24 protein-coding genes, 1 tRNA gene and 1 pseudogene are annotated in these 25,162 nt (G+C 68.1%); 9 read left to right on the top strand and 17 right to left on the bottom strand.

The features are described 5' to 3' along the window. The first annotated feature begins 9 nt into the window (after positions 1–9). Positions 10–624, top strand: a complete 615-nt coding sequence (locus GSI01S_RS07795) for a DUF305 domain-containing protein (RefSeq protein WP_006895970.1) — start codon at positions 10–12, stop codon at positions 622–624. 407 nt (positions 625–1,031) lie between these two features. On the opposite strand, the gene GSI01S_RS07790 is transcribed toward GSI01S_RS07795, so the two are convergent. The 5 genes from GSI01S_RS07790 to GSI01S_RS07770 all read right to left on the bottom strand — a co-directional run bounded on the left by GSI01S_RS07790 (position 1,032) and on the right by GSI01S_RS07770 (position 6,951). Next, positions 1,032–1,433: an NUDIX hydrolase gene (locus GSI01S_RS07790; RefSeq protein ID WP_280512903.1), complete on the bottom strand. Its 402-nt coding sequence runs from the start codon at positions 1,431–1,433 to the stop codon at positions 1,032–1,034. A 15-nt stretch (positions 1,434–1,448) separates the two neighbouring features. Continuing rightward, positions 1,449–2,216 carry an HNH endonuclease family protein gene (locus tag GSI01S_RS07785; RefSeq protein WP_006895968.1) on the bottom strand — a complete coding sequence of 256 codons (768 nt, stop codon included), beginning with the start codon at positions 2,214–2,216 and terminating at the stop codon, positions 1,449–1,451. A 70-nt stretch (positions 2,217–2,286) separates the two neighbouring features. After that, complete coding sequence (locus tag GSI01S_RS07780) at positions 2,287–2,715, bottom strand: CBS domain-containing protein (protein WP_006895967.1); 429 nt, start codon at positions 2,713–2,715, stop codon at positions 2,287–2,289. A 310-nt stretch (positions 2,716–3,025) separates the two neighbouring features. Beyond that, positions 3,026–5,296: an ATP-dependent DNA helicase RecG gene (gene recG / locus GSI01S_RS07775; RefSeq protein ID WP_039867178.1), complete on the bottom strand. Its 2,271-nt coding sequence runs from the start codon at positions 5,294–5,296 to the stop codon at positions 3,026–3,028. Then, positions 5,296–6,951 (bottom strand): DAK2 domain-containing protein, encoded by a 1,656-nt coding sequence (locus GSI01S_RS07770; RefSeq protein ID WP_039867245.1) that lies wholly within the window; start codon positions 6,949–6,951, stop codon positions 5,296–5,298. The genes recG and GSI01S_RS07770 overlap by 1 nt, the downstream gene beginning before the upstream one ends. 316 nt (positions 6,952–7,267) lie before the next feature. Here GSI01S_RS07770 and rpmB point away from each other — a divergent pair, with 316 nt between their 5' ends. Next, positions 7,268–7,459 carry a 50S ribosomal protein L28 gene (rpmB, locus tag GSI01S_RS07765; protein ID WP_006895964.1) on the top strand — a complete coding sequence of 64 codons (192 nt, stop codon included), beginning with the start codon at positions 7,268–7,270 and terminating at the stop codon, positions 7,457–7,459. Between the two features lie 141 nt (positions 7,460–7,600). Beyond that, positions 7,601–8,392, top strand: a complete 792-nt coding sequence (locus GSI01S_RS07760; protein WP_006895963.1) for an enoyl-CoA hydratase/isomerase family protein — start codon at positions 7,601–7,603, stop codon at positions 8,390–8,392. Positions 8,393–8,402: 10 nt separating this feature from the next. Here the strand turns inward: GSI01S_RS07760 and GSI01S_RS07755 are convergent, their stop codons facing one another. The 3 genes from GSI01S_RS07755 to thiL are packed head-to-tail and all read right to left on the bottom strand — an operon-like array spanning position 8,403 to position 10,596. Further along, positions 8,403–9,080 carry a uracil-DNA glycosylase gene (locus GSI01S_RS07755; protein ID WP_006895962.1) on the bottom strand — a complete coding sequence of 226 codons (678 nt, stop codon included), beginning with the start codon at positions 9,078–9,080 and terminating at the stop codon, positions 8,403–8,405. Further along, a complete protein-coding gene (locus GSI01S_RS07750; protein WP_006895961.1) occupies positions 9,077–9,601 on the bottom strand; it encodes a gamma carbonic anhydrase family protein in 525 nt (174 codons plus the stop codon). Before GSI01S_RS07750 ends, GSI01S_RS07755 begins: the two co-directional genes overlap by 4 nt. Positions 9,602–9,618: 17 nt before the next feature. Next, positions 9,619–10,596 carry a thiamine-phosphate kinase gene (gene thiL, locus GSI01S_RS07745; RefSeq protein WP_006895960.1) on the bottom strand — a complete coding sequence of 326 codons (978 nt, stop codon included), beginning with the start codon at positions 10,594–10,596 and terminating at the stop codon, positions 9,619–9,621. Between the two features lie 79 nt (positions 10,597–10,675). Between thiL and GSI01S_RS07740 the strand changes: the two genes are divergently transcribed. Beyond that, a complete protein-coding gene (locus tag GSI01S_RS07740) occupies positions 10,676–11,251 on the top strand; it encodes a DUF3515 domain-containing protein (RefSeq protein WP_006895959.1) in 576 nt (191 codons plus the stop codon). A gap of 7 nt (positions 11,252–11,258) precedes the next feature. Here GSI01S_RS07740 and GSI01S_RS07735 read toward each other — a convergent pair whose 3' ends face one another. Further along, positions 11,259–12,269, bottom strand: coding sequence for an NAD(P)H-dependent glycerol-3-phosphate dehydrogenase (locus GSI01S_RS07735; protein ID WP_039867243.1), 1,011 nt, complete (start codon positions 12,267–12,269; stop codon positions 11,259–11,261). Between the two features lie 126 nt (positions 12,270–12,395). Between GSI01S_RS07735 and cofC the strand changes: the two genes are divergently transcribed. Genes cofC through GSI01S_RS07720 form a run of 3 tightly spaced genes read left to right on the top strand, consistent with a single transcriptional unit; the run spans position 12,396 to position 16,230 of the window. Continuing rightward, a complete protein-coding gene (gene cofC / locus GSI01S_RS07730) occupies positions 12,396–13,127 on the top strand; it encodes a 2-phospho-L-lactate guanylyltransferase (protein ID WP_006895957.1) in 732 nt (243 codons plus the stop codon). A 14-nt stretch (positions 13,128–13,141) separates the two neighbouring features. After that, entirely contained in the window at positions 13,142–15,325 is a 2,184-nt protein-coding gene (locus tag GSI01S_RS07725; RefSeq protein ID WP_006895956.1) for an RNA degradosome polyphosphate kinase, read from the top strand. Continuing rightward, on the top strand, positions 15,325–16,230 hold the full coding sequence (locus tag GSI01S_RS07720) for an NUDIX hydrolase (protein ID WP_006895955.1): 906 nt from the start codon (positions 15,325–15,327) through the stop codon (positions 16,228–16,230). Before GSI01S_RS07725 ends, GSI01S_RS07720 begins: the two co-directional genes overlap by 1 nt. Positions 16,231–16,315: 85 nt before the next feature. Here GSI01S_RS07720 and GSI01S_RS07715 read toward each other — a convergent pair whose 3' ends face one another. The 3 genes from GSI01S_RS07715 to leuC all read right to left on the bottom strand — a co-directional run bounded on the left by GSI01S_RS07715 (position 16,316) and on the right by leuC (position 19,310). Continuing rightward, positions 16,316–17,062 carry an HU family DNA-binding protein gene (locus GSI01S_RS07715; protein ID WP_006895954.1) on the bottom strand — a complete coding sequence of 249 codons (747 nt, stop codon included), beginning with the start codon at positions 17,060–17,062 and terminating at the stop codon, positions 16,316–16,318. A gap of 183 nt (positions 17,063–17,245) precedes the next feature. Next, positions 17,246–17,836, bottom strand: a complete 591-nt coding sequence (leuD, locus tag GSI01S_RS07710; protein WP_006895953.1) for a 3-isopropylmalate dehydratase small subunit — start codon at positions 17,834–17,836, stop codon at positions 17,246–17,248. A gap of 37 nt (positions 17,837–17,873) precedes the next feature. Continuing rightward, complete coding sequence (gene leuC, locus GSI01S_RS07705) at positions 17,874–19,310, bottom strand: 3-isopropylmalate dehydratase large subunit (RefSeq protein ID WP_006895952.1); 1,437 nt, start codon at positions 19,308–19,310, stop codon at positions 17,874–17,876. 135 nt (positions 19,311–19,445) lie between these two features. Between leuC and GSI01S_RS07700 the strand changes: the two genes are divergently transcribed. Then, positions 19,446–20,165: an IclR family transcriptional regulator gene (locus GSI01S_RS07700; protein WP_039867175.1), complete on the top strand. Its 720-nt coding sequence runs from the start codon at positions 19,446–19,448 to the stop codon at positions 20,163–20,165. 43 nt (positions 20,166–20,208) lie between these two features. Continuing rightward, complete coding sequence (locus GSI01S_RS07695) at positions 20,209–20,709, top strand: pyridoxamine 5'-phosphate oxidase family protein (RefSeq protein WP_006895950.1); 501 nt, start codon at positions 20,209–20,211, stop codon at positions 20,707–20,709. On the opposite strand, the gene GSI01S_RS07690 is transcribed toward GSI01S_RS07695, so the two are convergent. The 5 genes and pseudogenes from GSI01S_RS07690 to GSI01S_RS07670 form a co-directional block, all read right to left on the bottom strand. Then, complete coding sequence (locus GSI01S_RS07690) at positions 20,691–21,443, bottom strand: MerR family transcriptional regulator (protein WP_006895949.1); 753 nt, start codon at positions 21,441–21,443, stop codon at positions 20,691–20,693. The two genes, GSI01S_RS07695 and GSI01S_RS07690, sit on opposite strands and share 19 nt — an antisense overlap. A gap of 9 nt (positions 21,444–21,452) precedes the next feature. Continuing rightward, the gene (locus GSI01S_RS07685; RefSeq protein ID WP_006895948.1) at positions 21,453–23,021 is read right to left on the bottom strand and encodes a flavin-containing monooxygenase; all 1,569 of its coding nucleotides are present in this window, start codon (positions 23,019–23,021) and stop codon (positions 21,453–21,455) included. A gap of 12 nt (positions 23,022–23,033) precedes the next feature. After that, positions 23,034–23,957, bottom strand: a complete 924-nt coding sequence (locus GSI01S_RS07680) for a reductase (RefSeq protein ID WP_039867238.1) — start codon at positions 23,955–23,957, stop codon at positions 23,034–23,036. 39 nt (positions 23,958–23,996) lie between these two features. Further along, positions 23,997–24,851: pseudogene (locus GSI01S_RS07675) on the bottom strand (SDR family NAD(P)-dependent oxidoreductase); the annotation flags it as partial. Positions 24,852–25,069: 218 nt separating this feature from the next. Continuing rightward, positions 25,070–25,142, bottom strand: a tRNA-Glu gene (locus GSI01S_RS07670). Positions 25,143–25,162 lie beyond the last annotated feature (20 nt).

Raw genomic sequence — 25,162 nt, 5'->3', positions numbered from 1 at the left:
ACGCTCATCGTGAGAACCCGACTCGCCGCCACCACGATCGCCGCCGCAGCTGTCATCGTCGGCGCCGCCGCGTGCAGCCCGAACGAGGAGGCCTCGGACGCCACCCACGACATGTCGAGCATGTCGGCCTCGCACGAGGCTCCGCATTCGTCGCAGGCGTCCGCCGGCACCGAACACAACGAAGCCGACGTGATGTTCGCTCAGATGATGCTCCCGCACCACGAACAGGCACTGGTGATGAGCGACATCATTCTCGCCAAGCCGGGTGTCCCGGGCAATGTCACGGCCCTGGCCAAGCGGATCAAGGACGCGCAGGGGCCGGAGATCGACAAGCTCAAGTCCTGGCTCACGGCATGGAACGAGCCGACGCATTCGTCGATGGACCACGAGATGGACGGCATGCTGTCCGAGGACCAGATCGCTCAGCTGCGCGCCGCACAGGGCACCGACGCCGCCCGGCTCTTCCTCACGCAGATGATCGAGCATCACGAGGGCGCGGTCGACATGGCCAAGGAGGAGATCGCCGACGGCAAGAACACCGACGCGGTCGAGATGGCCCGCGACATCGCCGACTCCCAGCAGTCCGAGATCGATGAGATGAAGGCGATGCTGAAGGGCTTGTGAGTCACCCCCAGGGTCATTGAGTGAGCGCAGCACCCCCAGGCTCATGCAGCATTCCCAGGCTCATTGAGCGAGCGCAGCATCCCCACAGGCTCATTGAGCGAGCGCAGCGAGTCGAAATCCCCCACCCCCGGTTTCGACTCGCTGCGCTCGCTCAACCACCGAGCACGAGAGTTCGACCCGCCGCAGAGCGCACCCTCCCCCAGGCCTAATGAGGCGAGCACAACATCCGCTCGCTCAACCACCGAGCACCAGAGTTCAGCCCGCCGCCGAGCGCACCCTCCCCAGGCTTATTGAGCGAGGACGAGAGTTCAGCCCACCGCAGAGCGCCCTCCCCAGGCTTATTGAGCGAGCGCAGCGAGTCGAAATCACCACACCGACAGCCAAGCCGAGAGGAGTCGCTCGACCCTTCAATCGACGGGCGACAAGACGGGGAACACCGCGTCGCGCAACAGCGGTGCGATGTCGGCTCGGCTCCGGTCGGTGGGCTCGACCCACGCGATCTCGGCGATCTCCGCACTCGCCGCGGGAACGCCGACCACAGGGTGCTCGAAGACCTCCGCGACGACGACGTGACCGGGTTCGTTCGCGGCGTCGGCTTCGAACGTGCCGAGAGCACGCAGTGAACTCTCATCCAGGTGCACTCCGAGTTCCTCCCGCGCCTCGCGTACCGCGGCTGACGCGAAACTCTCCCCCGGATCGAGCTTTCCGCCGGGGAACATGAACAGCGACGACCCGCGTTTGCGCACTACGAGCACGCGGCCCACCCGGTCGCGCATCACCACGGCGCTCACCACGATTCGACGATCCACTGTTCTCCCACCCGCTCAGCACGACCTCAGGACCGCACCGAGGATATCTCTCGACGGAACGTCGATTGGGAGTCCGTACGCGGTGAGGACGGCCACGAACTGGACCGCGTACTGGCAGTGAAAGGCACGCAGCGGCGGCATCCAGCGAGCCGGTTCAGCATCCGACTTCGCCTGGTTGCTCGCACCGTCCACCGCGACGAGGTTCGCCGGGTCGTTGGCGAACGACCATCGGCGCGGCGCCGGCCACCTCGACGCCCCCAGGTCCCAGGCGTAAGAGAGCGGAACGATGTGATCGATCTGCACTGCCGCCGAACCGCGACCGCGCTGGAATCCGATCGTCCGGCCGGTGTACGGGCTGGTCAGCGTGCCTGAGGCGACAGCACTCGGGCACGACGACGTACCGGTTCGCGCCGAAACCACGAGGTCGCGGGCGAGGATGTCGTTGCGGGTGTCGCAGGCATTGCCGCCGCCCCGCACCGCCGCATCGTCTGTCCACGCCGGACCGAAGGCGTCCCGGTCGTACGACGAGTCGTGAGGCGGCCGTCGGCCGAGGACGGGAAGCGCAGACAACGCGGCGCGCGCCCGTACAACGGCAGCCGCCGGCACCTTCGAAGGCGTGTGCGGAAGACCTGCCCCGACCGCGACCACTGCGGACGTGACCGCGAAGACCACGACGATCGTCCACTGCCGGACGGTGAGCCGAATCCGCCCGGGTCTGCGCCGCGACCGACTCCACCGCCATCGCTGAGCGGCCGCACGCGGCAGGCCGAGAAGACGCCCCATGCTCCTTAGACGCAGCCGCGACGGTCGCGGTTCCGCGACACGCGCTCAGCGCTGGATGTAGCGCACGCGCTCAGTGCTGGATATAGCGCACCAGATGTTCACGCTCGGTCTCCAGCTCATCGATCGCGCTCTTGACCACGTCCCCGATACTGATGATCCCGACCAGCGCCCCGTCGTCGAGGACCGGGAGGTGACGGACGCGGTGTTCGGTCATCGTCTCCCGCAGGCCCTCGATCTCGTCGCCGGGAGAGCAGGTGTGCACGATGGGAGTCATGATCCGGCCCACCGGACCGTCGAGGATGTCCGCGCCGCCCGAATGCAGCCTGCGAACCACGTCGCGTTCGGAGACGATGCCGGCGAGTGCACCGCCCTCGTCGATCACCACCACCGCCCCGATGTTCCACTCGTCGAGCGTCGCCAGCAGACTGCGCACCGTGGATGCGGCGCACACGGTGATCACTCCGCTGCCCTTCTTGCTCAGGATCTGGGAAATCCGCATTTCGCCGTCCTCCACCCGTTCGGTGAGCTGAATTCGACATCTCCAGGGTCCGCCAAAACTCGCCGAAAGACCAGACCCTGTCGCACCGCTCCCGCGCCGGTTGACGAGCGGGTACGGGCGCGACGGGGTTCCCAGCCCGGGGATGCGGTGGTTTCGACTCGCTGCGCTCGCTCAACCAGCGGGAGGGGAGCCGCTCAACCAGCGCGGGAGGGGAGCCGCTCAACCAGCGGGAGGGGAGCCGCTCGACCAGCGCGGGCGGGAGCCGCTCAACCAGCGCGGGCGGGAGCCGCTCGACCAGCGGGCGAGACGGTCACGACTTGTCGAGGTACTCGGCGCGGGAGGGCAGCAGGATTGAATGCACGAGATCGGCGAGTGGTTGGTGCGCCACCAGATCCGGATCGTCGAGCACGATCTGCTCCGCGAGGTCGCGGGCATCCGCGATGACCTCGGTGTCGTCGAGCAGCGAGAGGAAGCTCAACGAACTCTTGCCGCCCGACTGCAACGATCCGAGGATGTCTCCCTCGCGTCGCTGTGCGAGGTCGACGCGGGCGAGCTCGAAGCCGTCGTTGCTGGCCTCGACAGCACGGAGACGCTCCATCGACGGCCCCACGTCGCTCGCCGTCGTCATCAGCAGGCACAGCCCGGCATGACGACCGCGTCCCACGCGACCGCGGAGCTGGTGCAACTGGCTCACGCCGAACCGTTCGGCATTGACGATCGCCATCATGGTGGCGTTCGGGACGTCGACGCCGACCTCGATCACGGTGGTCGCGACCAGCACGTCCACGTCTCCGCGGGTGAAGCCGTCCATGACGTCGTTCTTCTCGTCGGCGGGCAGCCGACCGTGCAGGATGCCGATGCGGCGGCCCGCGAGCGGTCCCGCCTCCAACTGTTCGGCGAGGTCCAGCACGGAGACGGTGTCGTCGTCGGGCTCCTGATCCTTGGCGGCCTTCTTCGACTTCTTCACGTTGGTCTGTTCGTCGCCGATCTTGGTGCACACCACATACACCTGTCGGCCGGCGTCGATCTCCTCATTGGCCCGTGCCCAGACCCGGTCCACCCACTTCTGGTTGCGCATCGGCACCACGCTGGTGGCGATGGGCTGCCGGCCTCGCGGCAGTTCGGTCATCACCGACGTCTCGAGATCACCGAAGGTGATCATCGCGACGGTGCGGGGAATCGGAGTCGCCGTCATCACCAGGAAGTGCGGCCGGGTCTCGTCGCGACCCTTGGACCGCAGGACGTCGCGCTGTTCGACACCGAAGCGGTGCTGTTCGTCGACCACGACCATCCCGAGATCGAAGAACTCCACATGTTCTTCCAGCAGTGCGTGCGTGCCGATGACGATGCCCGCCTCCCCGGTGACCGCGTCGAGCAGCGTCTGGCGTTTGGCCGCGGTCCCGAGCGATCCGGTCAGCAGTCCGACGCGGGTCGCACCGTCGGCGGCGCCCAGTTCACCCGCTCGCGCGAGGTCTCCGAGCATCGTCATCACGGTGCGGTAGTGCTGGGCGGCGAGGACCTCGGTGGGTGCGAGGATCGCGCACTGGTGGCCGTTGTCGACCACTCGGAGCATCGCGAGCAGAGAGACGAGGGTCTTGCCGGAACCGACCTCGCCCTGCAGCAGCCTGCTCATCGGGTGCTCGCCGGCGAGGTCCTCGCCGATCTCCGCGAGAACGTCGCGCTGGCCGCCGGTGAGTTCGAACGGCAACCGTTCCAGGAGCCGATCCTCCAGGCCGCCGGGAACGTGCGGGCACGAGCGCGCCGACTCCGAGACCGCGCTCAAACGCCTGCGGGCGAGCTCGGTCTGCACGGCCAGCGCTTCGTCGAACTTCAGCCGAGCGCGTGCGGCCTCGATGTCGTCGAGGCTGTCGGGCAGGTGGATGCGGCTGATCGCCTCGTCGGCCGTGATCAGACCGCGTTCGGCGCGCTGCGCCTCCGTGAGCGGGTCCTCGGCGGGCACCGTGTCCGCCAGCACCTGCCGCACCGCACGCCAGATCTCCCAGGTCTGAACGTCTTTGGTGGCCGGATACATCGGGATGATGTCGCGCGAGAAGTTCGCGACGTCGTCGGGCGACGCCGTGGATCCATGCGAGCCCTTGCCCTCCAACTCTGCTTCCTCGGCGGCCAACTCGCCGATCATGGCGGCGTTCCCCACGACCTCGATGCCGTCGTCCTCGGGCAGCACCATCCAGTCCGGATGCGACAGCTGGATCTGGTCGCGGAAGAGCTTCACGGTGCCGGCGAGCGCGACACGGGTACCCGGTCGCAGCACCTTCTGGATCCATCGGGCGTTGAAGAAGCTCGCCTCGTAATCGGCGCGGCCGTCGTTGACCACGATCTTGAGAAACTGTCCGTACCTGCGCTTCATCTGGATCATCTGCGCCTTCTTGATGCGCCCGATCACAGTGATCCACTCGCCCGCCTCCGGGCGCTCGGACTCCGACAGATGACCGCGCCGCAGGTACCGGCGCGGCACGTAGCGGAGCAGTTCACCGACCGTGGTCAGTTCCAGTCCGGCCAGTTTCTTCAGCAGCGCCGGGTCCACCGACGAGTCGGTCAGCGGCGAGGCGGCGGTCAGCATCATTCGACGCCGACCTGCAACAGGTGCGACGACTGTCCGGTCTCGTACAGCGCCAGTTCGATGCCCGGGTAGTGCGCGTGCAGATGCTCGGCAATAGCCTCCCGCGTCCGTTCGTCAAGGTCGCGGCCCGCGAGCCCGGTCACCAGCTCGCCGCCGGTCGCGAGCATCAGATCGAGCAGCGCGGTGGCCGCCTGCCGCTGCTCGGGTGCGATGACCAGCACATCGGAGCCGATGAGTCCGAGGGTGTCGCCGATCTCGCAGGTGCCTGCGAGAGTCATCATCTTGGTGTTGGAGTGCATCAATGAGCCCCAGCGCGTGTTCGCGGCCGCCTCGGCCATAGCGAAGGCGTCCACGTCGGGCTCTTCGACCGGATCGTGCACGGCCAGGGCGGACAGGCACTGCACCATCGACAGCGTCGGCAGGAAGACCACCGACCGTTGGGGCGAACGCGCCTGCGCGCCCACCTGTACCAGATCCTGCGAGGACATCATCCCGTTCCCCATCACGATGACGTGGGCGCTGTCGGTCGCGCGGATCGCCTTCGAGAGCGTCGCCGGATGGACGCCGTGATCGGCCCGGACCACTGCCGCTCCCGCCTCGGCGAAGAGTTGTTCGGCGCCGTCGCCGGTGACCAGGACGACGACGGCCCGTTTGAACCGCGGCGGCGGCTCGTTGGCCCCCGGCGCGGCACGGATGGCGTCGAGCGCGAAGCAGCTGATCCGGATGTCGGTGAGCCGACCCAGTTCGATCCCGGCTTCAACCGCGGCCCCGGGGTCGTCGGTGTGCACATGCACGGAGAACCGCTCGCCGTCGGCGGAGCTGTCGCCGACGATCACGACCGAGTCGCCGAGTTGTCCGAGCCGGTCGCGGAGCCCGCCGATCTGCGCTCCTTCGGCGCCGTCGAGCAGATACATCACCTCGAAGTCGGTGTCGCCGGCACCGCCGCACTCTCCGGTCTCGTGGCCCGTACCGTGCACACTCGAGGTGAGGATGCCGCGGTAGGCGCGGCGCTTGTTGGCGACGCCGGTGACGACCAGCACGAGCGCGTCGGCCATCGCCAGGAAGCCTCGTGCACCGGCGTCCACCACACCCGCGCTCGCGAGTTCGGGCATCTGCTCGGGCGTGTGCTCGAGTGCTTCGGCGCAGTCGTCGGCCACCGCGCGCGCCAGATCCGCCGGTGATCCGGCGACATTGGCCGCAGCCGAATCCGCCGCGACCTGCAGCAGAGTGAGAACAGTTCCCTCCCTCGGCTCGCTGACGGCACGCCGGGCCGCGAGGGCGCCGAGGCGCAGCCCGTTCTTGCACAGTCGATTGAAACTGTGGTCGTTCTCGGCCATCGCGAGATCGACCGCGTCGGCGATCCCGACCAGGACCTGCGAGAGAATGACGCCGGAGTTGCCGCGAGCGCATCCGACGGCCGCCTCCGCGAGAGTGCGGGTCACCGCGGGCAGATCGGCCGCGCCGTCGAGGTCGTCGAGGACCGCGAGCGCGCCGGTCATCGTCTGCGCCATGTTGCTTCCGGTGTCCGAATCGGGGATCGGGAAGACGTTGAGGTCGTTGATCTCCGGACGCAGAGCCTCGAGGCCGTCGGCGCAGGCACGTGCCCAGTCCCTGATGAGCTGAGGATTGACCGCGGTACTGCTGTCTCCGGTCATCAACCGCACGACCACCCCGCCTTCCCGTCGCTCTCCGCCGGCCCGTCGCGATCCTCGTGCGCGGTCGCCGAACCGCCGGTGAACCTCGAATGTGCCCCGAGGTTACCGCCCGCCCCCGACACTCGGACAGGTACTGTCGCGGCGTCTGGTCCGGGCCCCTCGCCGAGGTCGCCGGGACTCTCGCGTTCCGGCGCCGATTTGGACACCCGAGGTCTGCGCGGTTATTCTATTCGGGTTGCCGATCGTCGCGGCGCGCACCGCAGCGCCCGCTATCGGCTGACCACTGACCCAAGTTTTCTACCAAGGGAGTTCGATCATGGCTGCCGTTTGTGACGTTTGTGGCAAGGGCCCCGGCTTCGGCAAGTCGGTCTCGCACTCGCATCGGCGCACCAACCGCCGCTGGAACCCGAACATCCAGTCTGTGCGCGTCGAGGTCGCCCCGGGCAACAAGAAGCGCAAGAACGTGTGCACCTCGTGCCTCAAGGCGGGCAAGACCGTCAAGGCCTGAGCGCACCACGCGTCAGGAGATCGCCGTCCGGCAGTGCCGGGCGGCGATTTCGTCGTCTCCGGAGTCGCCGAGTGCACCTGTCCGGCGCGGACGGCAACCACCCGGACCGGCCGGCGACGAGCGTTCCGTAGAGTACTCGCCATGGCCTCTGATCTGATCCGCGTCGACGACGACGGCGTTCTGAACCTCACCATCTCGACCGGCGATGCGGGAACCGCTCTCGATCACGCTCTGGTCCTGGAGTCGCGCGAGGCGCTGCGCGCTGTCACCCGGGGAAAGCTCGAGGCGGGTGCGGTGCTGCTCCGCGGCGCGGGCAAGAACTTCTGCGCGGGTGGCAATGTCGCGGCGTTCGCGGCGGCCGACGACCGCAGCGACTACCTGCGGGGCCTGGCCGACGATCTGCATTCGACGATCGAGTTCCTCTACGAGACGGAGCTTCCGGTGGTCGCCGCGGTGAAGGGCTGGGCCGCCGGCGCAGGCATGAGCCTCGTTCTGCACGCGGACATCGCGATCGGCGGTCGCGCCACCAAGATGCGTCCCGCCTATCCCGGAATCGGACTGTCGCCCGACGGCGGCATGTCATGGCTGCTCCCCCGCGTCGTGGGCGCGGCCCGCGCACGGCACATCATCATGACCGACCAGATCCTGGACGCCGACCGCGCGCTGGACCTCGGCATCCTGTCGGAGATCGTCGACGACGCTTCCGTCGAGCAGACCGCCCACGACGTCGCGGCCGGGCTCGCCTCCGGACCGCGCGGCTCCTACCGCGCGATCCGCCGTCTGCTGCACCACAGCGCCACCAGCACCCTCGGCGATCAGCTCACCGCGGAGTCGGCCTCGATCGCAGCCCTCGGATCCACGCCCGAGGGCGTCGAGGGAGTCGACGCCTTCGTCGCCAAGCGCGCGCCGGACTACGCCGCCGCCCGCCGGTAGTCCGACCGGATCAGGGCAGACGCCAGTCCACCGGATCGCCGCCGAGATCGAGCAGTTCCTCGTTGGCGCGGGAGAAGGGTCGCGAACCGAAGAACCCGCGCGACGCCGAGAGCGGCGACGGGTGGGGCGATTCGATGACCGGGACGTCGGGCAACCACTTCACCAGCTGCCGGGCGTCGTTGCCCCACAGGATCGCCACCATGGGCTCGTCGCGCGCGGCCAGCGCTTTGATCGCGCACTCGGTCACCTCTTCCCACCCCTTGTTGCGGTGGGACGCCGGTTCGCCCGGGCGCACCGTCAGAACTCTGTTGAGAAGGAGAACGCCCTGCCGCGCCCACGGCGTCAGATCGCCGTTGGCCGGACGGGGATAACCGAGGTCTTCGCAGTACTCCTGGTAGATGTTCTGCAGCGATCGCGGAATCGGGCGGACGTCCGGCGCCACGGAGAAGCTCAGTCCCACAGCGTGCCCCGGCGTGGGATAGGGATCCTGTCCGACGATGAGAACCCGGACGTCATCGAAGGGCTGCGCGAACGCGCGCAGCACGTTCTCTCCGGCGGGCAGGTAGCGACGGCCGACCGCGATCTCCTCGCGCAGGAATCGGCCCATCCGTGCGACCGTCTCCTCGACCGGCGCCAGTGCCTGAGCCCAGCCGGGATCGATCAGCTCGGCCAACGGCTTGGCGCTCACGCGTCGAGCCTCCGGAGGCTCTTCCGGTAGTACTGGGCGTTCTGGTAGTAGAGCTCGGTGTTCTGCTGCAGATGGCCCTCCGGAACCTGATAGCCCTCGCGGAGGCGGGCCGGGACGCCGAGCACCATCGACCGCTCGGGAACCGTGAAGCCGTACGACACCACCGCACCGGCGCCGACCACCGAGCCCGCGCCGATCACCGAACGGTTCAGGACCACCGAACCCGAAGCGATCAGGCATTCGTCGCCGATCGTCGATCCCTCGATATGCGCGTTGTGCCCGACGACGCAACCGGCGCCGATCACGGTGGGCTCGGTGAAGGTGCAGTGCACCACCGTGCCGTCCTGGATGTTGGTGCGGTCGCCGACGGTGATGGTCCCGTAGTCGCCGCGGAGCACCGCTCCCGGCCAGATCGAGACCCCGTCGCCGAGCGTCACCGCACCGATGACGGTCGCGTCGGGATGAATGAAAACGTCTGTGCCGAGAACCGGCTCACGATCGCCGAGTGCGTAGACAGCCATACGTCGATCTAATCAGGTCAGGTCTCGGTGAACGATTGCCACCCGCGGATCTCTCCGACGGCCGCGCCGTCGATGCGGGCATCGGGCTCGCCGTCGGACACCGTCCCGATCACCGTCCAGCCCGCGGGGACCGCCGAGGGATCGAAGGCCGCGAGCAGCTCGTGTTCCTCGCCGCCCGCGAGGGCCCATCGCGCGGGGTCGACGCCGAGCGCAGCCCCGAGTTCGGCGAGCCCGCGGACCTGGGGAACCGACGCCGAATCGATGTCGATCCGTACCTGCGAAGCCTCCGCCATCGTGATGATCTCCTCCACGAGGCCGTCGGAGACGTCGGTCATCGCCCGGGCGCCCGCCAGCGCCGCCACGCGCCCTTGCCCCAGATCCGGCCGCGGGAGGCGGTAGGCCTCGACCAGATCGGAGAACTGCTCCAGCAGAAGGGGATCCGCCCCGTGCTCGACGGCGGACAGAGCCGCCAGACCGCCTGCCGGACCGCCGAGCGGACCGCTGAGCGCGAGCACCTCGCCGCCGCGCGCACCCGACAGCGCCACCGCCTGCGTGCCGTCGAGAACACCGAGGGAGGTGACGGTCAGCACCACCTCCGACGAGGACACGAGGTCGCCGCCGAGCACCCGCGCCCGGTACCTGTGGGTCTGGTCGACGATGCCGGCGTTGAGCTCGAGCACGCGCTCCACCGGCGTCTGCGGCGGGCAGCCGATCGACACGACGACGCCGGTGAGAACCCCGCCCATCGCCGCGATGTCGGCGGCGCTCTGGACCACCGCCCGTGCCCCGATCTGCCGCGGAGTCGACCAGTCGAACCGGAAGTGCCTGCCCGCGACCGCTGTGTCGGTGCTGACCACCACCGGTCCGGTGGGCGCGAACACCGCTGCATCGTCGCCCGACCCGATCACCAGATCGTCGGTGTCACCGCCCGACGCCGCGGCAGTGGTGAACATCGCGACCAGCGCGCGTTCTCCGACTTCACCCACTGTCTTCATCGGGCCGATGCTACCGCCGGCGCACCGCGAACGGTCGCACCGATTTCCACGGACGCAGTCCATCGATCACACTGGCAGCATGAGCGACGGCACCGGGAACACTCCAACGGAGAAGGCTCAGGACGGCCAGACCGCGGCCGATGAGGGACCGCGATTCAGTCCGGCGATGATCGCCACCCTGGTGGCCGTCCCGGTCATGGTGATCGCCGGCTTCATCACGTACGCGGCGCTGCACTTCTCCGCCGACGACACCCCGCCGTCACCGGTCGAGTCGTACACGACCACCGCCGCCGACGCCGCCGGCTGCGCCGAGTTCATCAAGAAACTGCCCGATGAGCTCGGCGACTTCGAGGGCAAGTCGGTCGACGGGACCACCGTCCGATGGACCAGAGCCGACTCCGACCCGGTTGTGGTGCGCTGCGGTGTCGAGCGGCCCGACGAACTCGCGCCGACGAGTTCACTGCAGGTGATCAACCCGGTCCAGTGGTTCATGACCGACACGATCGAGGGCCGCGGTCAGGCGTACGTGAGCGTCGACCACCGCCCCTACGTGGCCGTGTGGGTGCCCGCGGGTGCCGGCAACGCGCCGATCACCGACGTCTCGGCGTTGATCGAGAAGAATCTGCAGCGAGCCCCGCTCGACTTCGGCCGCTGACGCCGGTTCAGGCCCGCCCGTACACCTCCGGTTTGGTGCTGCGCCCGAGCAGGGAACTGACCATGTCCGACACCGACACGCCCTCGTGGCACACCTGATGGACGGCCTCGGTCAGCGGCATCTCCACCCCGTGCGCCTTCGCCAGCGCCAGCACCGACGAGCACGATTTGACGCCCTCGGCCACCTGCCCGTTGGTCGCCGCCTGAGCCTCGGCCAGGCTCGCGCCCTCGCCCAGGCGGGCACCGAAGGTTCGGTTGCGCGACAGCGGCGATGAGCACGTCGCCACGAGGTCGCCGATGCCCGCGAGACCGGCGAGGGTGGTGATGTCGGCGCCCAGTGCCACTCCCAGCCGAATGGTCTCGGCGAGACCGCGCGTGATGATCGTCGCCAGCGTGTTCTCGCCGAAGCCCATCCCGGACGCCATGCCGCACGCGAGCGCGATCACGTTCTTCGCTGCTCCGCCGATCTCGCAGCCGACGACGTCGACGTTGGTGTACGGACGGAAGTATCCGGTGGCGAACGCCTCCTGCACACGAACCGCCTGGGCCTCGTCGACGCATGCGATCACGGTGGCGGCGGGCTGTCCCTGCGCCACCTCTTTCGCGAGGTTGGGTCCGGTCAGCACCGCGATCTGCCGAGCCGGGAACCCGGTGACCTCGGCGATCACTTCGCTCATCCGCTTACCGGAACTCGTCTCGACGCCCTTGGCGAGGGACAGCAGGATCGCATCGGCGGGCAGATGCGGTCGCCAGATCTCGAGGTTGGCACGCAACGACTGCGAGGGCACCGCACACACCACCAGTTCGGCGCCGGCCAGCGCCTCCTCCACGGAGCCGACGGCCCGCAGACTCTCGGGCAGCGCGATACCCGAGAGGTAATCGCGATTCTCGTGGGCGGTGTTGATCTGCTCCACCAGCTCCGGACGGCGAGCCCAGATCTTCACCTCGTTGCCCGCATCGGCGAGCACCTTCGCCACCGCGGTGCCCCACGACCCAGCACCCATCACTACTGCACGCACTCGCGACTCCTCCACCCACGACCGGTAACTGCGGTCCACCCTAGCGCCACCTCGCCACGGCTCAGCGCCGATCGCCGGGGTCGGCTCGACGGCCCGGCAAGCGGCCCGGCCCGTCGGTGCTGCACCATGGTGAACATGCGCGACCCGCTCCCGATAGCCGTCGTCCTGGCCGTGAAACGGCTGGACCACGCGAAGTCACGGCTGGCCGGGGCCCTGCCCTCCGACGAGCAGCGCCGGAGCCTGGTGACCGCGATGCTCGGCGACACGCTCGAGGCGGTCCGGGAGGCGGGCGTCGCGCAGGCGGCTGTCGTCACTCCCGACCCCGCCGTGCACGTCGCCGTCCGCGAGCACGGTGTCCGGGTACTCGACGAGCCCGAGGAGGCCGGCGCCGCGCCGCGCCGATCACCGTTGAACGCAGCGCTGGCGCATGCGATCGCGGCCGTCTCCCCGACCGCCGCGCTGATCGCCGCGTTGCAGGCCGACCTCGCCGCGCTCGACGCGCTCACGCTCGCCGAGGTACTGGACGAGGCGGCCGCAGCCATCGCCGGAGGCGCCCCCGCCGCCTTCGTCGCCGACCGCTCCGGAGAGGGCACGGCGCTGCTGGTGGTGCGCGCCCAGCACCCCGTCGAACCGCGATTCGGTGCGCGGTCGGCGTCGGCGCACCGAGCGGCCGGAGCGGTTGAGCTCGATCCCGGGCGGCTGCGGTGGGCCCGGCTGCGCACCGACGTCGACACGCCCGCGGATCTGGCCGCCGCGGTCGAACTCGGCGTCGGGAGACGCACGGGCGCGGCACTCCGGGCGTCCCGACACTCCGGTGAACCAAACCGTCCGGCTGACAGGACAGCGTCGGACCGATAGTCCACAATTGACGCGTGAGTGCCACGGAAGAGATCGAGAACGAGTCCCAGACCGCCCTGCCCGCCGCACTGCCGGCCGAGACCGTGGATCCCGACGAGGCGGCGGACCTGCCCGCCGACCGGTACTTCAACCGTGAGCTGAGCTGGCTCGACTTCAACTCTCGCGTCCTCGCACTGGCCGAGGACGTCTCCCGCCCGCTGCTGGAGCGCGCCAAGTTCCTGGCCATCTTCGCGTCGAATCTCGACGAGTTCTTCATGGTGCGCGTCGCGGGCCTCAAGCGCCGCGACGAGACCGGCCTCTCGGTGCGCTCGGCGGACGGCCGTTCCCCGCGCGAGCAACTGCATATGATCGCTGTCCGCACCCAGAAGATCGCCGACCGGCATGCGCGCGTCTTCCGTGACTCGGTGCTCCCGGCGCTCTCCGGCGAGAACATCAAGATCATCGGCTGGGACGATCTCACGGCCGCCGAGCGGGTGCGGATGCAGACGCACTTCCACAACGAACTGTTCCCGATCCTGACCCCGCTGGCCGTCGATCCGGCGCATCCGTTCCCCTACATCTCGGGTCTGAGCCTGAACCTCGCGGTGACGGTGAAGGACCGCGCCGAGGGCGGCGAGCACTTCGCGCGTGTGAAGGTGCCCGACAACGTCAACCGGTTCGTCCGGGTCGACCGTCTCGTCCAGCCGCAGGGCCCCGACGACGGGCCGCGCACCGCGCTCTTCCTGCCCGTGGAGAATCTGATCGCGGCCAATCTGCCGGAACTGTTCCCCGGCATGGAGATCGTGGAGCACCACGTCTTCCGGGTCACGCGCAACGCCGACTTCGAGGTCGACGAGGACCGTGACGAGGACCTGCTCCAGGCGCTCGAACGCGAACTGGCGCGCAGGCGGTTCGGTTCACCGGTCCGGCTCGAGGTCGGCGACGACATGACCGAGCACATGCTCGAACTCCTGCTCCGCGAGTTGGACGTCGACCCGGGCGACGTCATCCAAGTGCCTGGACTGCTCGATCTGACCTGTCTCTGGCAGATCTACGGGATCGACCGGCCGCAGTTGAAGGAGCGTCCGTTCGTGCCGGCCACCCACCCGGCGTTCGGTGAGCGGGAGACGCCGAAGAGCATCTTCTCGACCCTGCGCGACGGCGACGTGCTGGTGCATCACCCCTACGACTCGTTCTCCACCAGCGTCCAGCGATTCATCGAGCAGGCGGCCGCCGATCCGCACGTGCTGGCCATCAAGCAGACCCTCTACCGCACCTCGGGCGACTCGCCCATCGTCAACGCGCTGATCGACGCCGCGGCCGCGGGCAAACAGGTGGTGGCGCTGGTGGAACTCAAGGCACGGTTCGACGAACAGGCCAACATCCGCTGGGCGCGCACTCTGGAACAGGCCGGGGTGCACGTCGTCTACGGGCTCGTCGGTCTCAAGACGCATTGCAAGACCTGCCTGGTGATCCGTCGCGAGGGCTCGACCCTTCGCCGCTACTGCCACATCGGCACGGGCAACTACAACCCGAAGACGGCACGGCTGTACGAAGACGTCGGTCTGTTCACCGCCGCACCGGAGATCGGCTCGGACCTCACCGACCTGTTCAACACGCTCACCGGCTACTCGCGCAAGCAGGAGTACCGGAATCTGCTGGTGGCGCCCCACGGCATCCGCACCGGCATCATCGAGCGGATCGAGGGCGAGATCGCGGCCCACCGGTCCGGAGATCCGGGGGCACTCATCCGGCTCAAGGCCAACGCGCTGGTCGACGAGCAGGTGATCGACGCGCTGTACCGGGCCTCACAGGCGGGCGTTCGCGTCGACGTGGTGGTGCGGGGCATCTGCGCGCTGCGACCGGGTGTGGAGGGACTCAGCGAGAACATCGTCGTCCGGTCGATTCTCGGCGAGTTCCTGGAGCATTCACGGATCCTGCAGTTCGGTGCCCAGAACGAGTACTGGATCGGCAGCGCCGACATGATGCACCGCAACCTCGATCGACGTGTCGAGGTGATGGTGCAGGTCCGTGACCGCAGGCTGGCCGCCGATCTGGAGGACATCTTCGAGTCGGCGCTCGATCCCCGGACCCGCTGCTGGGAACTGCAGCCGGACGGCACCTGGCGGGCCCAGCCGGCGGCCGGTGAGCAGGTCCGCGACCACCAGCGACAGATGATGACCCGTCAACGCCACCACGCCGACCCGACTGGATCCTGATGAGCCGGCCGACCCGTACCGTGTGGGCCGGAGGCGGCGTCCTCTGGAAGCCGAGCAAGTCGGCCGGCGTGAAGGTGGCGCTGGTTCACCGGCGGCGCTACGACGACTGGTCGCTGCCCAAGGGAAAGGCCGAACGCGGCGAGATCCTGCCGGTGACGGCCGCGCGGGAACTCGTCGAAGAGACCGGCTACGAGGTGCGGTTGGGACACCGGCTGCGCACTGTCGGCTACCGTCTGGCCTCGGGGGTGCCGAAACGGGTCTCCTATTGGGCGGTGGAGGCCGTCGGCGGAGGGTTCCACGCCAACCGCGAATGCGACGATCTGAAGTGGCTTCCGGTGGCCGACGCGATCGACGCGGTCAGCTACGACGCCGATCGCGATGTGCTGCACACCTTCGCCTCCCGGCCGGTGCGAGAGCTGCATACACTGATCGTTCTCCGGCATGCGTCGGCGGGGAGCCGCAGGGACTTTACCGGCGACGATCGCCTGCGGCCGCTCGACACGTGCGGGGTGGCCCAGGCCGCGGCGATCCGTGAGCTGCTCCCCCTCTTCGGCGCGCACCGCCTGCACGCCGCCGACCGGACACGGTGCGTCGACACTCTCGCGCCGCTGGCCGAATCGCTGCGCACCGAGGTGAAGCTGGAACCCGCACTGTCGGAGGAGTCCTTCGAGGCGGCTCCGGACGAGGCCTACCGCAGGATTCGACGACTGGCGAGCAAGACCGGGTCGGTGCACGCGGTGTGCAGTCAGGGCGGAGTCATCGCACCGTTGCTGCACCGGTGGGCCGAGGCCGACGGTGTTGAGTTGCCCGAAGCGGACAACCGCAAGGGCAGCGTATGGGTGCTGACCACGCGCGACGGCGATCTCGTCGCCGCCGATCACATCCCGAGTCCGCTCGCCGACTGACACACCGGACGCACTTCGGCCCCCGTCCACATCGTGCGGACAGGGGCCGAAGTGCGCAATACCCTTTGGCGGCAGGTGGATTCGGTCAGTCGTCGGCGCCCTTCGTCGGTGCGGACTTCTTGGCGGCGGCCTTCTTCGCCGGAGCGGACTTCTTGGCCGCCGTCGTCTTCTTGGCAGCAGAGGTCTTCTTGGCTGTCGCCTTCTTCGCCGGTGCCGTCTTCTCGGCCGCGGCGCTCGTGGCCGTCGCACCCGCGCCGGCGGTCTTCGCCGGAGCCGTCTTCTTGGCCGCGGTCTTCTTCGCGGGCGCCTTCTTCGCGGCGGCGGTCTTCTTCGCCGGAGCCGTCTTCTTCGTGGCGGCCGTCTTCTTCGCGGCCGTGGTCTTCGTGGCCGTCGTCTTCGTGGCCGTCGTCTTCTTGGCCGTCGTCTTCTTCGCCGCGGTGGTCTTCTTCGCCGCAGCGGTGGACTTAGCCGGTGCGGCCTTCTTGGCGGTTCCGGAACCGGCGGCCGGTGTCGCCGACGCGCGCTTCACCGCGGGCTGCCCCGACTTGAGCTTCTGCTTGCCGGAGACGATCGCCTTGAACTGAGCACCCGGCCGGAAGGCCGGGATCGACGTGGCCTTCACCTTCACCGTTTCTCCGGTGCGGGGATTGCGTGCCACGCGTGCTGCACGACGGCGCTTCTCGAAGACGCCGAAACCGGTGATCGTGACGCTCTCACCCTTGTTCACGGCGCGAACGATGGTGTCGATCGCCTGCTCGACGAAGTTGGTGGCTGTCTTCCTGTCCGCATCGAGTCTTTTGGTGAGTTCCTCGATGAGTTCTGCCTTGTTCATCCGTACCTCCGCAGGATTCACACTGGCCGGGCGTGCCAGCTAATCCACACGGTAAACGGATCGTGGCGCAAAATAAGCCAACCAGCGCAAATTCACATGAGAAGTTCGGCCGCAGAACGCAAGCCTCACGGCGAGCGTCGAAATCGATTCTCGCCGTGAGGCTTCAGCGCCCGCGATCGCAGGTCAGGGCAGGGTGGTCGGCTTGAACGACGGACGCCGCGACTCGTACTCAGCGATCGCATCCGTCTGGCGGAGGGTCAGCCCGATGTCGTCGAGTCCCTCCATCAGGCGCCAGCGCGTGTAATCGTCGATCTGCAGCGGCACCACGAGATCGCCCGCGGTGACGGTCTTGTCCTCCAGACTGACCGTCAGCTCCAGTCCCGGCTCGGCCTCGAGCCGCTTCCACAGCAGCTCGACGTCGGACTGGGCCACCTGTGCGGCCACCAGCCCGGCCTTGCCGGAATTGCCGCGGAAGATATCGGCGAAGCGCGACGAGATGACGACGCGGAAGCCGAAGTCCATGAGTGCCCAGACGGCGTGCTCACGCGAGGAGCCGGTGCCGAAATCCGGTCCGGCGACGAGCACCGACCCCTTGCTCCAGGGCTCGTTGTTGAGAATGAAGTCGGGGTCGCCTCGCCATCCGGCGAACAGGCCGTCCTCGAATCCGGTGCGTGTGACGCGCTTGAGGTAGACGGCGGGGATGATCTGATCGGTGTCGACGTTGCTGCGCTGCAACGGAACTCCGACACCGGTGTGGGTGATGAACGGTTCCATCGTGTTTGACTCCTAGTCAGGCCTTGGAGAGGCTCGGTCAGTCCAGATCGGCGGGGGCGGCGAGCGTGCCGCGCACGGCGGTCGCGGCGGCGACGGCCGGCGACACCAGATGCGTGCGGCCGCCCTTGCCCTGGCGACCCTCGAAGTTGCGGTTCGACGTCGACGCGCAGCGTTCGCCCGGCGAGAGCTGGTCCGGGTTCATTCCCAGGCACATCGAGCAACCCGCCATCCGCCATTCGGCGCCGGCTGCCTCGAAGATCTCGCCGAGTCCCTCCGCGTCGGCCTGCGCACGGACCTTCATGGAACCGGGCACCACCAGCATCCGCATTCCGTCGGCCACCTTGCGGCCCTTGAGGACCTCCGCGACCGCCCGCAGATCTTCGATGCGTCCGTTGGTGCAGGAGCCGACGAAGACGGTGTCGACCTTGACTTCGCGCAGCGGCATGCCGGGCGTCAAGTCCATGTACTCGAGCGCCCGAGCGGCCGCCTGCGCCTCGGTCTCGTCGGTGATGTCGGCCGGATCCGGCACGTTCGCCCCCAACGGCAGACCCTGGCCGGGGTTGGTACCCCAGGTGACGAAGGGCGTCAGGGCGGAGGCGTCGATGTGGACCTCGCGGTCGAAGACCGCACCCTCGTCGGTCCGCAGCGAGTTCCAGTACTCCACGGCCGCATCCCAGTCGTCGCCGGTCGGTGCATGCGGACGGCCCTTGAGGAACTCGTAGGTCACCTCGTCCGGCGCGATCATGCCGGCCCGGGCACCCGCCTCGATCGACATGTTGCAGATCGTCATCCGGGCCTCCATCGAGAGCTTCTCGATCGCCGGACCGCGGTACTCCAGCACGTGTCCCTGTCCCCCGCCGGTGCCGATCTCCGCGATCACGGCCAGGATCAGATCCTTGCTCGTGACGCCGGGCGGCAGTTCGCCGTCGACGGTGATCGCCATCGTCTTGAACGGCCGCAGCGACAGCGTCTGGGTGGCCATCACATGCTCCACCTCGGAGGTGCCGATCCCCATCGCCAGCGCGCCGAAGGCGCCGTGAGTGGAGGTGTGGCTGTCGCCGCAGACGACGGTCATGCCGGGCTGGGTCAGTCCCAGCTGGGGACCGACGACGTGCACGATGCCCTGTTCCGCGTCGCCCATCGGGTAGAGGCGGACGCCGAACTCCTCGCAATTCTTACGCAGCGTCTCCACCTGCAGGGCCGAGACCTGATCGGCGATCGGGCTGAAGATGTCGACGGTCGGGACGTTGTGGTCCTCGGTGGCGATGGTGAGGTCCGGTCGACGCAGCTTCCGGCCGGCCATCCGGAGGCCGTCGAAGGCCTGCGGACTGGTCACCTCGTGCACGAGGTGCAGGTCGATGTAGATCAGGTCGGGGTTGGTGTTGCCGCTCGCATCGGCCTCTCCCGGAACGACGACGTGGTCGTCCCAGACCTTCTCGGCCAGCGTGCGCGGATTTCCGGCGCTCTGCGTCATGAGCTCACTCGCATCTTCTAGTAGTTCCGCTTCGAGTCGGGAGACGCGACCGAGAGGTCCGGGCTGTGGACCACCTCGGCCGGGCCTGCGCCCCTCGACTTTCAATCTCAGTATTTGGACGGTTAATATCGTCCTATGGGAAAGGATAGCGGAATCGGCGTGCTGGACAAATCCGTGATGATTCTGCACACGGTGTCGGAGCAGCCGTGCAACTTGGGCGAGCTGTGCGACGCGACCGGGCTGCCCCGGGCCACCGCCCACCGGCTGGCCGTCGGGCTCGAAGTGCACCAGTTGGTCGCGCGCGACGACAGCGGCCGGTGGATTCCCGGTCCCACTCTCGGCAGGCTCGCCGCGACCGCCCGCGATACCGTCCGCGAAGCCGCCCTGATGGTGCTCCCCCGCCTGCAGGAGTCCACCGGCGAGTCGGTGCAGCTCTATCGCCGAGAGGGCGCCGATCGCGTCTGCATCGCGGCCGTGGAGCCGCCGACCGGTCTGCGCGACACCGTTCCGGAGGGCACGCGGCTGCCGATGTCCGCGGGCTCGGCGGCCAAGGTGCTCGCCGCCTGGTCCGATCCCGACACTCTCCGCAGTCTCCTCGCCGACGCCGTCTACTCCGAGCGGACGCTCGCCGAGATCCGCAGGCGAGGATGGGCGCAGAGCGTCGCCGAACGCGCTGCGGGCGTGGCGAGCATCTCCGCACCCGTGCGCGACGCCTCCGGCGCCGTCGTGGCCGCGGTGTCGGTGTCCGGACCCGTCGACCGGATGGGCCGCCGTCCCGGCGACCGGCTGGCCACCGATCTGGTGGCGGCCGCCGACGCCATCAGCGCGAAACTCAAGACACCGGCACAGATCTGAGTCGACCGCGGCAGCCCGACGGGCGAGACGATAACGTCGGATCATGGGAATCAACCAACGCGCGGCGATCGTCATGAGCGACGACGAGATCGAGGAATTCATCAACCGCCACCGGGTCGCCACTCTCGGAACGCACGGCAAGGACGCGATCCACCTCACCGCCATGTGGTACGGCGTGATCGACGGCGAGATCTGGTTCGAGACCAAGGCGAAGTCGCAGAAGGTGGTCAATCTCCGCCGCGACCCGCACGCGACGGTCCTGATCGAGGACGGCGACACCTACGACACTCTGCGCGGCGTCAGCATCGAAGGCACGGTCGAGGTCTACGACGACGCCGAGAGCTGCCTCAAGGTCGGCATCAGCGTGTGGGAGCGGTACACCGGGCCGTACAGCGACGACCTCCAGCCCGCCGTCGAAGCGATGATGAACAAGAGGGTCGCGGTGCGCCTGGTGCCGTCAAGGATCCGCTCGTGGGATCACCGGAAGCTGAACCTCCCGTCGATGCCCGTGGCGGGGTCGACGGCTCAGTGGCTCGACGACTGAGACTCGCGTTCCCCGGCCGCGTGCTGATGGACTCTGAGTTCGTGGTCGAGCGCTCCGTCGAGGCACCGGTCGAGGGTGGCGTGTGCATTCTGCGTACCGACCGCACGCATCGTCCCCAGCAGTGAGGCCGCCCAGGACGCCTCGTCCTGGTCGGCAGGCACCCATCCCGGGCCGCGCCTGCGGTCCACCTCTTCCCGTGCGGAGACCATCAGGATCTCGGCGGCCTCGGCGACCTTCTCGGCGAACCGACGGTGCACGTCGGCCAGCACCGTCAGTCGCATTCCCTGTTCGACCAGCCGCGCGAGATTGCGGAGGCTCCGAGGATCTCCGGTCTCATAGGCCGCGCCGTCGGCAGTCTCCTCCAGCAGGCCCGCGCCGAGCAACGCCTGCACGTCTGCGTCGTCGACGGTTCCGAACAGACGCTCGAGCGCCGGGCGGTCGAACACGGTCCGTTCCGTACTCGCCCACGGCTCGTCGAGGATCTCGGTCAGCTCCAGAGCCTCGCCGACGAGTGCCCGCGGATTCGTCAGGAAGGTCGCGATGTGCTTGAGCGTGAACCCGTTACGCAGCAGTTTGTCGATCGCGCGGAGTCTGCTCAGGTGCTTCTCCGTGTAGATCGCCACCCTGCCTCGACGCACCGGACGCGGCAGGAGGCCGTGCTCTTGATAGCCGCGGATGTTGCGGGTGGTGACCCCGGATATGCGAGCGAGGTCGTCGATCCGGTACTCGGTCATGCGCAGATGTTATCCGGCGCCCACGGGTCGCCTCCGACCCCGCAGACCGGGATCGACCGCACGGGCGGCATCGGAGCCTCCCCCGCGGCCGCCCGCCATCTCGGCATCGGCGCCCCGCCCCGACGCGTGCACCAGGATTCGGTAGTCGCGTAGATCCACCCTGCGGAGCTGACGGACGTACTGGGTCGCGAATCCCGGATACATCGTCGCGTTGAAGCCGTCATCTGTGAGATACCAGCTCCGACAACCGGAGTTCCACGTGGTGGCGCCCAGCCGCCGCTGAATGTCGTCGTTGTAGGCCCGCTGGACGTCGGCCCGGACGTCGAGTGCCTTCCAGTCGGCCGCCAGCAGTCGCCCGATGGCGTCGGTGATGTATTCGATCTGGGCCTCCATGTACACCAACGCGGAGTTGTGGCCCGGGCCGGAGTTGGGTCCGAACGTGAAGAACAGATTGGGGTACCCCGACACCGCGACGCTGCGGTACGCGTACGCACCGCCTCGCCATTCGTCGGCGAGGACCCGTCCGTCCAGACCCGTCACCGGTATCGGCGTGCCCGCCTTCGCCACGTCGAACCCGGTCGCGAAGACGATGCAGTCGGCCTGGTGCTCGATACCCTCGACCGTCCGGATCCCCTGGGGTGCGATCCGGGCGATCGGCCAGGTGACCAGCTTGCAATTGTCCTGCTGAAGCGCCGAGTAGTAGTCGGTGGTCATCAACAGCCGCTTGCAGCCGGCTGCGAAGTCCGGCGTGAGTTGGCGCCGGAGCCACGGGTCGGACACCTGCGACCGCAGGTACAGCTTGCTCGCCGCTTCCACCGCGCGGGTGAGCGGAGTGTTCCAGACCACGCCGAGCGCGATGGATTCGTGTCCCCAGAACCATGCCGAACGGACCAGCTTCTGGGCTCCGGGAATCGATCGGTATGCGGTCTTGGTCAGCCTGCCGGTCTTGACGTCGACGCGCGGCAGAACCCAGCCGGGGGTCCGCTGGAAGACCTTCACCGAAGCCGCCTGTTTCACCAACTCGGACACGATCTGGACGGCGCTGGCCCCGGTGCCCACCACCGCCACCCGTTTGCCGGTGAAGTCGTAGTCGTGGTCCCATCGGGCACTGTGGATCCGATGACCTTCGTAGTCGTCTATTCCGCGGATGTCCGGGAACGAGGGATTGGCGAGCGGGCCGGACGCCAGGATCACCGACCGCGCCCGAACAGGTGCGAGGTGCTCGAAGGAGATCGTCCATTCACCCGAGGCCGCATCGTAGTCCAGGCCGCAGACGGTGTGCTCGAACCGGATGTGTTCGCGCACTCGGGCGGCGTCGGCCATCTCTTCGATGTAGTCGAGGATCTCGCGGCTGCCGGAATAGGTGTGCGACCACTCCGGATTGGGAGCGAAGCTGTACGAGTACAGCTGGGACGGAATATCGCACGCGGCACCGGGATAGGTGTTGTCGCGCCACGTCCCGCCGATCGCGGTGTCCCGTTCGAACACGACGAAGTCGTCGATGCCCTTGTCTTTGAGTCTGATCGCGGCGCCGATACCGGCGAATCCGGCTCCGATGACGGCCACTGAGAGTGTCATGGTGGTCTCCCGTCAGGCCGTGGGCTCGTAGGTCAACTCCCGCGACCACGTCGGTGTTCGCCGCACGAGCGACACGGGAATCCAGTTCGTCACCGTCACCAGCGAATCGGCGACCGCGTGATAGGCGACGTTGTCACGATTGGTCACCAGAGCGCCGTGTGTGGCGACGAAACGGAACATCGGCAGTCTGCGGGTGTACTCGCTGCGCCGCCCGACCGAGCGGTAGCGCTTCATCGCGCTGTAGAGACGTTGCTCGTCGACGCCCATCGCGACGATGTTGTCGCGCATCTTGTTCAGCAGCGGAAGGTATGTCAGCAGTCCGACGAGAAGAGAGGGCTGCGCCCATCCGCCGACGAAGTCGATCGTGCGCCGACGCAGACTGGCGTGGCCCAACATGTCCATCACCTCGAAATCCACTGCCAGGTGGCGTGATTCGTCGGAGTTGATCCGCTTGAACACCTCCTGCGCCACCGGGTCCTTCACCTCGTCGGTGATGAACTTGATGAGCGCACCGTCGAGCGCCACCTCCAGCATCGGAATCACCGTGCCCAGGAACGACAGCGACAGTCCGTCGGAGTAACGATCGAGCCAGTTGATCACCAGCTGAACGTTCACGTTGGGCGACGGGATCTCATCGTCGTCGAGCATCCCCCAGCGCCGCATCAGCGCCAGCTCGGCGTTCGCGTGCTTCTGTTCCTCCGCGTGGAAGTGCTCGTAGATGCTCTTGAGGGTGGCGTCGGGAGCCTTCTTCGCCATCGCCGCGAATCCGCGCGCACCGACGTTCTCGATCCACATCAGATCGGAGATGAACGGCTTGAGCTTCGCATGCAGTTCCGGCTCGATCAGTTCGGCACCCGGTGCGTCCCAGTCGATGTCGGCGAGCGCCCACTGCCGGTCTTTGATCTTCTGGAGCATGCTGTCGAAGTCCATGGCCATGGCCGGTCCTTTCGTTGGATGCGATGAGACTGTCGCCCAGGCGGCCGGCAGGAAGCGGCCCAGCACGCCGAGACCGCGGGCGTACGGGACGGGGAGAAAACGCTTGAGACGCCAGATCACGTTGGCGTCGAGTTGCGGGAGCACGTACAGCCGTCCGAGATCGTGGGCATCCAGGGTCATGGCGGCGACGGACTGCGGCGAGGTTCCGGTCAGTTCCATCAGCCGGCCGGCCAGATTCTGTCCGGCCTCGGTGATCCGGCCGTCCCGCGCGACATTGGTCTTGACGAACGTCGGGCAGAGCACCGTGACTCCGACGCCCGACCCCGCGAGCTCGGCTGCGAGGGTCTCCGACAGCGACATGACGCCGGCTTTGGAGACGTTGTACGGCCCCATCGACGGTGCCGCGGCGAACCCCGCCGCGGACGCGACGTTGATGATTCCGCCGCGGCCGGCCGCGCGGAGTATGGGGGCGAAGAGTTCGCATCCGTGGATCACGCCCCAGAGATTGATTCCCAGCGCCCAGTCCCAGTCGTCGAGGCCCACCTGCCCCACCGGTTCGCCGCCGATTCCGACTCCGGCGTTGTTGACGACGAGTGTCGGCGCCCCGGAGAAGACATCGCAGACGACGGTCACCAGCGCCTCGACATCGGCCCGATCGGCCACATCGCATCGGACCGCGTGGGCGCTGCGGCCGGTCTCGGCGGCGATGAGCGCGACGGTCTCGGCGGCGCGCTCGGCGTCGATGTCGGCACAGACCACATCACCGCCCCGGCGGGCGAGTTCGAGTGCGAAGGCCCTCCCGATCCCGCTGCCCGCACCGGTGACGACCGCGTCGGCACCGACTGAGCGCGGGTCGCGGACCAGACGATGAAGAAGCCGGTCGACGCCGTACATCAGTGCGCCCCCGTCGCGCTGTCGAGGCTCCCCGAGCGCCGAGCGGTGATTCCAGACACCGGATCCGGACCTGAGTGATTCGCGCAACTTCCCATCTCTGAACAACATCACCCACTGCGCCAGTTGTCAATGGCACAGTGAAGGATGGTGTATCGAGGGCGCCGAAAGAGAAGACCCCCGGTCATGAATTCCACTTCATGACCGGGGGTCTTCTTCTGTAGCCCCGACGGGATTCGAACCCGCGCTACCGCCTTGAGAGGGCGGCGTCCTAGGCCGCTAGACGACGGGGCCCTAGAACAACTCTGTTGAAT

The organism is Gordonia sihwensis NBRC 108236 (genome assembly GCF_000333035.1).
Classification (GTDB): Bacteria; Actinomycetota; Actinomycetes; order Mycobacteriales; family Mycobacteriaceae; genus Gordonia; species Gordonia sihwensis.
The sequence above is the reverse complement of the archived record's forward strand: the minus strand, read 5'-3'. Positions and strand labels throughout refer to the sequence as shown.